The sequence below is a fragment of the Pseudoalteromonas atlantica genome (genome assembly GCA_007988745.1).
Classification (GTDB): domain Bacteria; phylum Pseudomonadota; class Gammaproteobacteria; order Enterobacterales; family Alteromonadaceae; genus Pseudoalteromonas; species Pseudoalteromonas atlantica.
Genome location: BJUT01000022.1, coordinates 45449 through 57987 on the forward strand (window position 1 = coordinate 45449; position 12539 = coordinate 57987).

Annotated in this window: 13 protein-coding genes; all 13 read left to right on the top strand. The window is 41.5% G+C overall.

The features are described 5' to 3' along the window. Positions 1 to 137: 137 nt before the first annotated feature. The 13 genes from PAT01_RS10905 (at position 138) to PAT01_RS10965 (ending at position 12282) form a co-directional block, all read left to right on the top strand. Positions 138 to 518, top strand: a complete 381-nt coding sequence (locus tag PAT01_RS10905; protein WP_024032126.1) for an ATP synthase subunit I — start codon at positions 138 to 140, stop codon at positions 516 to 518. Between the two features lie 15 nt (positions 519 to 533). After that, positions 534 to 1391 (top strand): F0F1 ATP synthase subunit A, encoded by an 858-nt coding sequence (gene atpB / locus PAT01_RS10910; protein WP_004588070.1) that lies wholly within the window; start codon positions 534 to 536, stop codon positions 1389 to 1391. 51 nt (positions 1392 to 1442) lie between these two features. After that, positions 1443 to 1676 (top strand): F0F1 ATP synthase subunit C, encoded by a 234-nt coding sequence (gene atpE, locus PAT01_RS10915; protein WP_004588071.1) that lies wholly within the window; start codon positions 1443 to 1445, stop codon positions 1674 to 1676. A 42-nt stretch (positions 1677 to 1718) separates the two neighbouring features. After that, positions 1719 to 2189 carry a F0F1 ATP synthase subunit B gene (atpF, locus tag PAT01_RS10920; protein WP_004588072.1) on the top strand — a complete coding sequence of 157 codons (471 nt, stop codon included), beginning with the start codon at positions 1719 to 1721 and terminating at the stop codon, positions 2187 to 2189. Between the two features lie 16 nt (positions 2190 to 2205). Beyond that, on the top strand, positions 2206 to 2739 hold the full coding sequence (atpH, locus tag PAT01_RS10925; RefSeq protein ID WP_004588073.1) for a F0F1 ATP synthase subunit delta: 534 nt from the start codon (positions 2206 to 2208) through the stop codon (positions 2737 to 2739). Positions 2740 to 2753: 14 nt separating this feature from the next. Further along, on the top strand, positions 2754 to 4295 hold the full coding sequence (gene atpA, locus PAT01_RS10930; protein ID WP_004588074.1) for a F0F1 ATP synthase subunit alpha: 1542 nt from the start codon (positions 2754 to 2756) through the stop codon (positions 4293 to 4295). Positions 4296 to 4355: 60 nt separating this feature from the next. Next, complete coding sequence (atpG, locus tag PAT01_RS10935; RefSeq protein ID WP_154945453.1) at positions 4356 to 5216, top strand: F0F1 ATP synthase subunit gamma; 861 nt, start codon at positions 4356 to 4358, stop codon at positions 5214 to 5216. A 33-nt stretch (positions 5217 to 5249) separates the two neighbouring features. After that, on the top strand, positions 5250 to 6635 hold the full coding sequence (gene atpD, locus PAT01_RS10940) for a F0F1 ATP synthase subunit beta (RefSeq protein WP_004588076.1): 1386 nt from the start codon (positions 5250 to 5252) through the stop codon (positions 6633 to 6635). Between the two features lie 13 nt (positions 6636 to 6648). Then, the gene (locus PAT01_RS10945) at positions 6649 to 7071 is read left to right on the top strand and encodes a F0F1 ATP synthase subunit epsilon (protein ID WP_004588077.1); all 423 of its coding nucleotides are present in this window, start codon (positions 6649 to 6651) and stop codon (positions 7069 to 7071) included. A 248-nt stretch (positions 7072 to 7319) separates the two neighbouring features. After that, on the top strand, positions 7320 to 8678 hold the full coding sequence (gene glmU, locus PAT01_RS10950; protein WP_138576252.1) for a bifunctional UDP-N-acetylglucosamine diphosphorylase/glucosamine-1-phosphate N-acetyltransferase GlmU: 1359 nt from the start codon (positions 7320 to 7322) through the stop codon (positions 8676 to 8678). Positions 8679 to 8799: 121 nt separating this feature from the next. Further along, a complete protein-coding gene (locus PAT01_RS10955; RefSeq protein ID WP_138576254.1) occupies positions 8800 to 9744 on the top strand; it encodes a hypothetical protein in 945 nt (314 codons plus the stop codon). After that, a complete protein-coding gene (locus PAT01_RS10960) occupies positions 9741 to 10319 on the top strand; it encodes a DUF1240 domain-containing protein (protein ID WP_138576256.1) in 579 nt (192 codons plus the stop codon). The genes PAT01_RS10955 and PAT01_RS10960 overlap by 4 nt, the downstream gene beginning before the upstream one ends. Positions 10320 to 10488: 169 nt before the next feature. Continuing rightward, positions 10489 to 12282, top strand: coding sequence for a choice-of-anchor I family protein (locus PAT01_RS10965; protein ID WP_154945454.1), 1794 nt, complete (start codon positions 10489 to 10491; stop codon positions 12280 to 12282). The last annotated feature ends 257 nt before the right edge of the window (positions 12283 to 12539 follow it).

The window sequence follows — 12539 nt, forward strand, 5'->3', positions numbered from 1 at the left end:
TACATGTCCGATAAGAGACATTTGTAGCTATTTTGTGTTACAAAGCGTCTACTCAAGTTGCAAAACTGGTAGGATTAAGTATAATTTCGCCAGTTTTCACACCCTAACAATTAGAACGCCATAAAGGTTAACTAAACGTGACTAATAAGTTAGCAAGACCTTATAGGCTTGCCGCATTTAAATTAATTTGTCTTCAGGGTATCGTAGCACTTGTAGCTGCAGTAATTATTTTTGTTGGTTGGGGAGTAAACGCCAGCGTATCAGCACTTGCCGGTAGCAGCGTAGCAATACTTCCCCACCTAGTATTTGCGCTTTATGCATTCAGATATATGGGTGCAAGCAAAGCAAATCAAGCGTATACCTCGTTAAAACGCGGTAACGGATTAAAATTTATGCTAACAATCGTATTGTTTGCACTGATACTCAAGTCAACCACGGTCGTTTTAGTGCCGTTTTTTTGTGTTTACGTATTTGTGCTCTTTACTGGATTGTTTGCACCCGTTTTTTTTAAACATTAACTTTTGGGATATAACATGGCTGCAGAAGAAGTTACTATATCAAGCCATATCCAGCATCACTTAACAAACGCTAAGATGTGTATGACCGACTCAGGTCTTGCCTTCAACAAAGCGTGTGCAGACAGTGGTTTCTGGACATGGAATATAGATACCCTCGCATGGTCAATCGGACTTGGTCTATTATTTTTATGGACCTTCCGAAGCGCCGCAAAGAAAGCACACACCGGAGTACCGGGTAAATTTCAATGTTTTATTGAAATGATTGTTGAGTTCGTTGGTGACAACGTACGTGACACTTACCACGGTAAAAGCAAATTAATTGCTCCATTAGCCTTAACAATTTTTGTTTGGGTGTTCTTAATGAACTTAATGGATTTAATCCCAGTTGATTTCTTACCTGCACTTGCTGGTTTTGTTGGTGAACAAGCCTTTGGCATGGACTCACACGACGTTTACATGAAAATTGTACCTACCACAGACATAAACTTAACCGCTGCATTAGCATTGGGTGTGTTTATTCTGATGATTGGTTACTCTATTAAAATTAAAGGGGTTGGTGGCTTCATTAAAGAGCTTACACTTCACCCGTTTAGCTCTAATAGCAAAGTGGCTATGATTTTCTTAATTCCTTGTAATTTATTACTAGAAACAATCGCTCTAGTGTCTAAGCCTTTCTCGTTAGCACTGCGTTTATTCGGTAACTTATACGCTGGTGAATTGATATTCATACTTATCGGCGCAGTTGGTTTAATGCAACTTCCGTTGCACTTTGTTTGGGCTGTATTCCATATCTTAGTAATCGTGTTACAAGCATTCGTATTTATGATGCTAACCATTGTTTACCTAAGCATGGCAAGTTCAGACAATCACTAATTTATACACTTTTTATATATAACTTTAACAATTGAAACTTTGGAGAAAAAAATGGAACTAGTATTAGGTCTTAAGTACATCGCAGTTGCTTTACTTATCGGCTTCGGTGCAATCGGTACTGCTATCGGCTTCGGTAACATGGGTGGTAAATTCCTAGAAGCATGTGCGCGTCAGCCTGAACTTGCACCTTCATTACAAGTTAAGATGTTCATCCTAGCTGGTCTAATCGATGCGGTAGCAATGATCGGTGTTGGTATCGCAATGGTAATCCTGTTCGTACTTTAATTTTATTTTTTGAACAGCTTACTATTTTAAGGAGGAGCGGTCGTGAACATAACAGCCACTCTTATCGGTGAATTAATTGCGTTTACGGTGTTTGTACTATTTTGTATGAAATATGTATGGCCACCACTTAATGATGCAATTGAGTCTCGCCAGAAGAAAATTGAAGATGGTTTAGCTGCCTCTGATAGAGCCGAAAAAGACTTAGAACTTGCGCAACAAAAAGCTGCAGAACAGCTTAAAGATGCAAAAGCTCAAGCGGCTGATATCATTGAACAAGCTAAAAAGCGTGCCGTGCTTATTGTTGACGAAGAAACTGTTCGTGGACAAGAAGAGCGTGAAAAAATTATTGCTCAAGGGCACTCTGAAATTGAATCAGAGCGTAACCGTGTAACAGAAGAGCTACGTAAGCAAGTAGCAACTCTGGCAGTGGTTGGCGCTGAAAGAATTTTAGAGCGTGAAATCAATCAAGCCGCACATAGTGACATCGTTGAAAAACTTGTCGCTGAGCTGTAATTAGGAGGGTATGAGCATGTCTGAATTGACTACTATCGCTCGCCCATACGCTAAAGCGGCTTTTGAACTTGCCGTTGAAAAAGGCACGATTGAAAGCTGGAATGACATGTTGTTTTTTGCAGGCGAAGTTGCCAGCAATGAACAAGCATCAGCCATTCTAGCTGGATTGCCTACTGCTACTGCACAAGCTGAGTTATTTATTAACTTATGTGCTGAGCAGCTCAACGAACAAGGTCAGAACCTAGTTAAGGTGATGGCTGAAAATGGACGTTTGATTGCACTGCCTGAGGTTGCTCAGTTATTCGCTGCGTTTAAAGCAGAGTATGACAAAGAAATCGACGTAGATGTGATTTCGGCAACCCCTCTTGCTGCAGCGCAGCAAGAGTCATTGGTAGCGACACTTGAAAAACGTTTCGCACGCAAAGTTAAGCTGAATTGTAGTGAAGACGCTGCAGTTGTTGGCGGCCTTATTATTAAGGCGGGTGACACTGTAATCGACGGCTCAGTACGCGGTAAATTAAACCGCTTAGCCACAACACTACAATCGTAATTGGGAAAAAGAGCATGCAACTTAATTCCACTGAAATTTCAGATCTGATCAAACAACGTATTGAGCAGTTCGAAGTTGTAAGTGAAGCTCGTAACGAAGGTACTATCGTATCTGTTACTGACGGTATCATCCGCATCCACGGTCTAGCTGACTGTATGCAAGGTGAGATGATTGAGCTTCCAGGCAACCGTTATGCTATCGCACTAAACCTTGAGCGTGACTCAATTGGTGCAGTAGTTATGGGTCCTTACGCTGACCTTACTGAAGGCGTAAAAGTATACACAACTGGTCGTATCTTAGAAGTTCCTGTTGGTGCTGGCTTACTTGGTCGTGTTGTAAACACACTAGGTGCTCCTATCGACGGTAAAGGCGCTTTAGATAACGACGGTTTTGAACCTGTAGAAAAAATTGCTCCAGGTGTAATTGAGCGTCAATCTGTAGATGAGCCAGTTCAAACTGGTTACAAATCTATTGATGCGATGATTCCAGTTGGTCGTGGTCAGCGTGAGCTTGTAATCGGTGACCGCCAAACAGGTAAAACTGCACTAGCAATCGATGCAATCATCAACCAAAAAAACACAGGCGTTAAGTGTGTGTACGTAGCGGTTGGCCAAAAAGCATCTACTATTGCTAACGTAGTACGTAAATTAGAAGAGCACGGTGCACTTGCAAATACTATCGTAGTTGTAGCATCGGCTTCTGAGTCTGCGGCACTTCAGTACTTAGCACCGTTCTCGGGCTGTACTATGGGTGAATACTTCCGTGACCGTGGTGAAAACGCATTAATCGTATATGATGATTTATCTAAGCAAGCTGTTGCTTACCGTCAAATCTCATTACTACTTAAGCGTCCACCAGGTCGTGAAGCATACCCAGGTGACGTATTCTACCTTCACTCGCGTCTTTTAGAGCGTGCATCGCGTGTAAACGCTGATTACGTTGAAAAGTTCACTAACGGTGAAGTGAAAGGACAAACTGGTTCATTGACGGCATTGCCAATCATTGAAACTCAAGGCGGCGACGTTTCTGCGTTCGTACCGACAAACGTTATCTCTATCACCGATGGTCAGATCTTCTTAGAAACTGACTTATTCAACTCAGGTATCCGTCCGGCAGTAAATGCTGGTATCTCGGTATCGCGTGTTGGTGGTGCTGCACAAACTAAAATCGTTAAGAAACTAGGTGGCGGTATCCGTCTAGCCCTAGCTCAGTACCGTGAATTAGCTGCGTTCTCGCAGTTCGCGTCTGACCTTGATGATGCAACTCGTGCTCAACTTGAGCATGGTGAGCGTGTAACAGAGCTAATGAAGCAGAAACAGTACGCACCAATGTCTGTTGCTGAAATGTCTTTGTCGTTATTTGCAGCTGAGAAAGGTTATCTTAAAGATATCGAAATCTCTAAAATTATGGATTTCGAAGCAGCTTTACTTTCTTATGCAAGTAGCACATACGCAGAGCTTGTGGCTCAAATCAATGAAACTGGTAACTACAACGCCGAGATCGAAGCGCAGCTTAAAGAACTTCTTGAGAAGTTCAAGTCTACGCAAACTTGGTAATTTAGTTATTAATGGTGCGCTTTAGTTTACTAAAGCACACCTTGATTCGGAGAGAGAGTCATGGCCAGCGGAAAAGAGATTAAAAGCAAGATCGGGAGTATTAAAAATACTCAAAAGATCACTAGCGCAATGGAAATGGTTGCTGCGTCTAAAATGAAAAAGGCGCAAGAACGAGTGGCTTCAAGCCGTCCATACGCTGACAAATTACGCAAAGTAATTGGTCGTGTTGCTCAAGCAAATCTTGATTTTACTCACCCGTTCTTAGAAGAACGTGAAGTAAAACGAGTTGGTTATATTGTTATCTCTACAGACCGTGGTCTATGTGGCGGCTTAAACTCAAATGAGTTTAAAAAAGTTGCATTAGACATTAAAGCGTGGAAAGAAAAAGGTGTGGACGCTGAGTTTGCAACTTTAGGTAGCAAAGCTGCTAGCTTCTTTCAACGTTTTGGCGGTCAAGTGCTTGCTAAAAAAGCAGGCCTTGGAGATAAGCCTTCAGTACAAGACGTAATTGGTCCTGTAAAAATTATGCTAGATGCATTCTCAGAAGGTAAAATTGACCGTTTATTCCTGGTATATAACAACTTCGTTAATACCATGAAGCAAGAACCAACAATTGACCAGTTACTCCCTTTGCCAAAAGCTGAAGAAGAAGTATCTGCCCACACATGGGACTACTTATACGAGCCAGGCCCAGACGCTATATTAGAGTCTTTGCTTGTACGCTTTGTTGAGTCTCAGGTATACCAAGGTGTGGTTGAGAACGCTGCCTCTGAACAGGCTGCCCGTATGGTTGTAATGAAAGCTGCAACAGATAATGCCGGCGACCTTATGGATGAGTTACAGCTTGTTTATAACAAGGCCCGCCAAGCGGCAATCACACAAGAAATTAGTGAGATTGTTTCTGGTTCAGCCGCAGTTTAATGCTTCAGGCAAAGATTAACGAGAGGAATAGACATGAGTTTAGGTAAGGTCGTCCAAATTATCGGTGCCGTTGTGGATATTGAGTTTTCTCAAGACAACGTGCCAGCCGTATATGACGCGCTAAAAGTAACAGATGGCGATTTAGCTGGTTTGACTTTAGAAGTTCAACAACAGCTAGGTGGCGGTGTTGTTCGTACTATCGCACTAGGTACTACTGACGGTTTACGTCGTGGCGCAGCGGTAGAAAATACAGGTGAAGCGATTCAAGTTCCAGTTGGTAAAGCAACGCTTGGTCGTATCATGAACGTACTTGGTGAGCCAATCGATGAAGCTGGCCCAATCGGCGAAGAAGACCGTATGTCTATTCACCGTGCAGCGCCTTCATACGAAGAGCAATCAAGTTCAGTAGAACTTTTAGAAACTGGTATCAAGGTAATCGACCTTGTATGTCCATTTGCTAAAGGTGGTAAAGTTGGTTTATTCGGTGGTGCCGGTGTAGGTAAAACCGTAAACATGATGGAACTTATCCGTAACATCGCAATCGAGCACAGCGGCTACTCAGTATTCGCAGGTGTTGGTGAGCGTACTCGTGAGGGTAACGATTTCTACCATGAGATGAACGATTCAAACGTACTTGATAAAGTATCGCTTGTATACGGTCAGATGAACGAGCCTCCTGGTAACCGTTTACGCGTAGCGTTAACTGGTCTTACTATGGCTGAGAAGTTCCGTGACGAAGGTCGCGATGTACTTTTCTTCGTAGATAACATCTACCGTTACACGCTTGCTGGTACAGAAGTATCTGCACTTCTTGGTCGTATGCCATCAGCGGTAGGTTACCAGCCTACACTTGCTGAAGAAATGGGTGTACTTCAAGAGCGTATCGCTTCAACGAAGACAGGTTCAATTACATCAATCCAAGCGGTATACGTACCTGCGGATGATTTAACGGATCCATCTCCAGCAACTACCTTTGCTCACTTAGATGCAACAGTAGTACTTTCACGTGATATCGCATCACTTGGTATCTACCCAGCGGTAGACCCACTTGATTCATCTTCACGTCAACTTGACCCATTAGTAATTGGTCAAGAGCACTACGATACAGCACGTGGCGTTCAAACAGTTCTTCAGCGTTACAAAGAACTTAAAGACATCATTGCTATCCTAGGTATGGACGAGCTTTCTGACGAAGATAAGCAACTTGTATCTCGTGCACGTAAAATCCAGCGTTTCCTATCTCAGCCATTCTTCGTGGCAGAGGTATTTACAGGTGCGCCAGGTAAGTACGTTTCACTAAAAGACACAATTGCTGGCTTTAAAGGCATTCTAAGCGGTGAATTTGATGACCTTCCAGAGCAAGCGTTCTACATGGTTGGCTCTATCGAAGAAGCTCAAGAAAAAGCTAAAAGCATGTAATTAGGAGGGTAGTATGGCAGCTATGACTGTACATCTTGACGTAGTAAGCGCAGAGCAGAGCTTGTTCTCTGGTCTAGTTGAATCGATTCAAGTATCTGGTAGTGAAGGTGAGCTTGGTGTTAATGCCGGTCACGCCCCACTACTAACTGCCCTTAAACCTGGTATGGTACGTTTAGTTAAGCAACATGGTGAAGAAGAACTGATCTATATTGCTGGCGGTACACTAGAAGTTCAACCGAACATAGTAACCGTACTTGCTGATACAGCTGTTCGTGGTGAAGACCTAGACGAGCAAGCCGCAGAGCAAGCTAAGCGTGACGCAGAAAGCCAAATGGCTAATGCGTCAGCAGCTGAATTTGATTATCAAAAAGCAGCTATGCAACTAGCAGAAGCTATTGCACAACTTCGCGTAATTCAGCAATTACGTAAAAAGTAAGCCTATCCGGTTTTTAAAAGCCCACGTTATGTGGGCTTTTTTGTGCCTGTAATTTGGCTTTACACTTATATCGGTTAGCAAAGCTGGTTACAATAAGTGTAATTATTATGAATAGTTTGTTTATCATAGATTCAGCCATTATTTTTTATAATACGGCTGAGTATGTATACATGGAGTGACATGCGTAATCTAGTTAAGCTACTTTCATTAACTCCTCACTAAAACAACGGAAAAAGGAAATTGTTTTAATGGCTCTAACAACAGTAATTCTTGCTGCGGGTAAAGGTACTCGTATGCGCTCTGCTCTACCAAAAGTACTGCATAAAGTGGCAGGTAAACCAATGGTGCAGCATGTTATAGATAACGCAAAGGCACTTGGTGCAACCACCACTAACTTAGTTTACGGGCACGGCGGCGAACTATTACAACAACAACTTGCCGATAACGACGTAAACTGGGTACTGCAAGCAGAACAACTTGGTACTGGCCACGCAGTAGCACAAGCAAACCCTCATATTAATGATGACGACACTGTACTTGTTTTATATGGTGATGTACCTCTTACAAAGCAATCAACACTTGAGCGCTTACTAGCTGCAACACCTAAAAATGGTTTGGCGGTATTAACAGTTAATTTGGTTAACCCAAATGGCTATGGCCGTATGCTACGAGAAGAGGGCAAGCTTGTAGGTATTATTGAGCAAAAAGATGCAAGCGCTGAGCAGCTACTTATCAGCGAAGTAAACACCGGCATTATGGCGGTTAACGGCAAGCTTTTAAAAACATGGTTAGGCAATCTATCTAACAATAATGCGCAGGGTGAATACTACCTTACAGATATTGTTGCTATGGCGCACAGTGAAGGTGTAGAAATCACGTCAGCACAGCCCGATCATGCAATGGAAGTTGAAGGCGCAAACAACCGCGTACAACTTGCAGGCCTAGAGCGTGCTTATCAAGCATGGCAAGCAGAAGAGTTAATGTTAAATGGTGCCACCCTAGCCGACCCTGCTCGTATTGATGTACGTGGCAATGTTAAAACAGGCGAAGACGTATTAATTGATATAAATGTTATTTTTGAAGGTAATGTAGCCCTAGGCAATAACGTACAAATTGGCCCTAACTGCGTACTTAAAAACTGTACCATAGGCGATAACGTTGTAATAAAAGCGAATACCCTAATTGAAGATGCAAGCGTAGCGGCTAAATGTACGCTAGGCCCATATGCTCGCCTGCGCCCTGGTGCGGTAATGGAAGAAGACTCGCACATTGGTAATTTTGTAGAGATGAAAAAAACCCGACTAGGTAAAGGCTCTAAAGCAAACCACTTAAGTTACTTAGGCGATGCTGAAATTGGTGAAAAAGTGAATATAGGCGCTGGTACTATTACCTGTAACTACGATGGAGTTAATAAAGCAAAAACCATTATTGGTGATAACGCCTTTATTGGTTCAAATTCATCACTTGTTGCTCCTGTAAATATTGGTACAACAGCAACTGTAGGTGCAGGCTCTGTGATCACCAGTACCGTTGAAGATGAACAACTTGCAATAGCACGCTCTAAACAGCGTAATTTAACGGGCTGGAAACGCCCGGTTAAAAAATAGCAACGATCATTACTTATTAAATAATTACAGCGAGTTTAACACTCGCTTTTTTATTGCTTAAATTTTGACTATTATTTAAACTTATAGTTAACGGATTAAAAATTACACTCAAGGAAGTCTTATGTCTGCATATGCTCGTCGTGCTGTCGCCGAAAGGCAGCGCCAAAATCAAATCAAAAACATACTATCAGGTAATAATCACACGCTTATCCAAATGAACTCAGCAGAGTTTGTAGACTACATTATTTCTGTAAAGATGAAGCAAGGTAAATCTCGTTCAGAAGTGGTTGATTGGCTTGATGAGTTACTGGAAGAGCATAATTCACTATCAAGTAAATGGAAACGAATTAAAGATCAATTAAAGACTGGAGGTGGACTCTATCCTTTATTTAATGATGTGAAGGCATTAGCCATTATAGCGGTTGCAATGCACCGCCAAGGTAATGTTTTCGGTAAGTTTAAAATTAAAGTTTATAATGGTTCCCCCGCTATTATAATGTCCTCTTATCCCGGTATCAAAGCTCATTTAACGGGTACTCGTTATTTAGCAAGCAACCCCAAACTTTTTACTATCGGTGTCGGTAAATTAGAAGCTGCAAAAGCTATGAAGGGTGGGTTTGTGCTTACTCTAGTAATTTCAGTGACATTTCATGCTACAGACTATTTATTAAACGATCAAAAAACATGGCATGACTTAGTAGCAGGTGTAGCCGTAGACATGGCTGTAGTTGGAGCTGCTATTGTGACTACTAGTACAATATTAGGTGTTGCATCATCAGCATCAGCAGGTTTAGCAACAATAATTGCTGGTACAGTATTAGTGCCCTTGTTGGTTGTTGTAGTCGTTGGGGTGGCTTTTTCAATTGCATTTTCGGATACCAGTGGTTATGTAAAAGTACTTTCTGAAGAGTTAAGAAATATTGAAAATAAGATACAAAGTGATGTAGTTAAAATTAGGGCTGGAGCGCAGAAAATTAATAACGAATATAAAGAAAATCCAAATGAATTTTTACATGAGTTTTTTGGGGTTCCTATGTTTAAAAAAAATAGGTCTTATAACTTTTGAAGTTTTTAGAATGGAAAAAAGCAGATAAGAAGTTATCTTTTGCAAATATGAAGGAATTAGCATCTGTTTTTTTCTTGTTAATTATTAGTGGAGGACTGTGCTACAAAATAGCCTTAAACTTTTTTTCCGAAGTGGAAACTATATTTTTAGTTAGTCAGCCTCAATTTTTTATCAAAGAGCAGGCCACCATACTATTATCTTTTTTATTATTGCCTTGCTTATTTCTAACGTTTTTATCGACTTTACAGCGCTTTTTGGGGTTTGATATAAAGTTAACTTTAATTAATGCATTTAAAACTGCAGTTGTAGGTTTAATTGTTTTATTAATTCTATCAATCCCGACGAATCTCGTTATAGAGGCTAATTTAAAAAGCAGAGGTTACACTTATTGTAGTTGGTATACTGAACCCTCACTTCGATCGCCTGATGTTTGGCTAAAAAACGATGAGTTATGCTTACAAGATGGCTCTGTCATAATCAGTGATCTAGCCGATTGGTTCGAGCAAAAAAACCAACAAGGTATTGAGCCTTCGGTTGATGAGCTAAAAGAGTTTATAAAAGAAACTCGAAATTAATAGCTTTTAGCTACAAAGCTGCTTTCATGGGTAATAAGCTACTCCTTAGCTTCAAGCGAGTTTAACACTCGCTTTTTTATTGCCGAAATCTAATGAAAATAAAAGTGCCATAGCTTTGTCATACCTGTGTGTTGTTATTTTGTTCAATACCACACTAAGGAAAATAACAATGTTAAAAAGGTCACTTATAGCACTTTCACTCATATCAATATTAACGGGTTGCTCACTAGATGGAGATGACGGCCAAGACGGCACGCAAGGTATCCAAGGGGAGCAAGGCACAGCGGGTCAAAATGGTACTAACGGCACTAATGCAAACTCTGCGTTAAATATAAGTTTAGTAGGCCGCGCTGTACTTAATGCCCAAAGCCCCGAAGGTGCAGCCGAAATAGTCGCTTATCAAGCATCTAAAAAGTGGATATACGCCATTAATAGTTCTGGTGATGAAGCAGTAGTGAATATTATACCCGCCGACACCTTTGATACGGCGGCCCTTGTTCAAGATAACGAAGGGATAGTGAGTGCAACTAACCTAACATCAACCATTACCCTTACCTTAAACGACAACACCCCAGGCGATGCAAACAGCATAGCAATAGATGAAAACAACCAAATGCTAGCTGTGGCTATGACTGCTAAAAATGTGGGCGAAGCGGGTCAAATTGCATTTTACGACATAAGCGGCGATACACCCGCCTTCATAAAAAATGTACCAGCGGGCTTTTTACCAGACATGGTGACTTTTAACCACGACGGTACAAAAGTAGTTGTAGCCAATGAAGGTGAACCTAATGGCGATTACAGTATCGACCCAGAAGGCTCTGTAAGCATAATTAATATAGTAGAAGGTGTAGTAGCTGATACGGCAACTAATATTGACTTTACTACTTACAATAGTCAGCAAGCTGAACTTGAGTCTGATGGATTTGTGTTTGCTAACCCTACAGGGCGCACTATTAACGGAAATGTAATAAATACGACAGTAGCTATGGATTTAGAGCCTGAGTACGTCAGCATTTCTAAAGATAACAAATATGCCTACGTATCAATTCAAGAAAATAACGGTCTCGCTATTATTAACCTAGAAGATAATAGCGTAGAGCTAAAAGCGCTAGGCTTTAAAGACTGGTCAAATTTACAAATAGATGCATCAGATAAAGACGGCGGTGTTAATTTTAAATCGTACCCAGGGCTTTATGGTATGTATCAGCCAGATACAATTTCAAGCTTTAGCTGGAAAGGCGCAAACTTTATAGTATCGGCAAATGAAGGTGATGCACGCGAGTACTTCTTTGATGTAACAGATGAAGCAGACTGCACAGCAAAGGGCGGCCTAGATTACGATGAAAATGATGGCTGTCTTGCCTATATAGATGAAAGCCGTGTTGAAGATTTAACGCTTGCAGCTAATTTTGACTACTTAAATAACGACGATGACGATATAGGCCGCTTGAAGGTAAGCACTGTAAAAGGTGATACGAATGACGACGGTCAATACGAATCGCTTTATGCCTATGGTGCACGCTCATTTACTATTTGGGACAGTAATGGGCTGGTGGTATTTGACTCAGGCGATGACATAGGTCGTATTACCGCATCGGTTCATGGTGAAGCCTTTAATAACAATGAAGATGAAAACGAAGGTGACACACGCTCAGATGATAAAGGCGCAGAACCCGAAGCGCTAACAATAGGTACGATAGACGAACGCACTTTTGCCTTTATAGGTCTTGAGCGCATGGGCGGGATTATGGTTTACGATATTACCAACCCTTACGATGTGCAATTTGAAGATTACTTTTATAACCGTGGTGTAATAGAAGGGGCAGGTATAACCGGCGACCTTGCACCCGAAGGCATGGTGTTTGTAACTGCCGAACAAAGTGCGACAGGCGAGCCACTGCTTATAATCGGTAATGAGATCTCAGGTTCTATAGCTGTATGGCAAATTGCAGCAAATTAAAACCAACAAAGCAGTACAGCGATTACTAAATGTACTGCTTTTTCTAACGCGCAAATATTAGCTGTAAAATAGCGACTTAACATGCGCGTTTTTTAATCTAAAATCAGCCCGTAGGCCTTTATTTGTATGCGTTTCATACTAAATTAATTTATTTGTCAAAAAGCTGAAATAAAACATTGACCCCCGCTCGAATCTCCCTATAATGCGACCCCACTGAGACGGGAAACGCTGAAGCATAGCAAGGCACAACAGCTCAG

What these genes read in the sequence shown, in the direction of transcription:
- atpB (WP_004588070.1), top strand. Translation starts at nt 534, where the DNA reads ATGGCTGCAGAAGAAGTTACTATATCAAGCCATATCCAGCATCACTTA.
- atpE (WP_004588071.1), top strand. Translation starts at nt 1,443, where the DNA reads ATGGAACTAGTATTAGGTCTTAAGTACATCGCAGTTGCTTTACTTATC.
- atpH (WP_004588073.1), top strand. Translation starts at nt 2,206, where the DNA reads ATGTCTGAATTGACTACTATCGCTCGCCCATACGCTAAAGCGGCTTTT.
- atpA (WP_004588074.1), top strand. Translation starts at nt 2,754, where the DNA reads ATGCAACTTAATTCCACTGAAATTTCAGATCTGATCAAACAACGTATT.
- atpG (WP_154945453.1), top strand. Translation starts at nt 4,356, where the DNA reads ATGGCCAGCGGAAAAGAGATTAAAAGCAAGATCGGGAGTATTAAAAAT.
- atpD (WP_004588076.1), top strand. Translation starts at nt 5,250, where the DNA reads ATGAGTTTAGGTAAGGTCGTCCAAATTATCGGTGCCGTTGTGGATATT.
- PAT01_RS10945 (WP_004588077.1), top strand. Translation starts at nt 6,649, where the DNA reads ATGGCAGCTATGACTGTACATCTTGACGTAGTAAGCGCAGAGCAGAGC.
- glmU (WP_138576252.1), top strand. Translation starts at nt 7,320, where the DNA reads ATGGCTCTAACAACAGTAATTCTTGCTGCGGGTAAAGGTACTCGTATG.
- PAT01_RS10955 (WP_138576254.1), top strand. Translation starts at nt 8,800, where the DNA reads ATGTCTGCATATGCTCGTCGTGCTGTCGCCGAAAGGCAGCGCCAAAAT.
- PAT01_RS10965 (WP_154945454.1), top strand. Translation starts at nt 10,489, where the DNA reads ATGTTAAAAAGGTCACTTATAGCACTTTCACTCATATCAATATTAACG.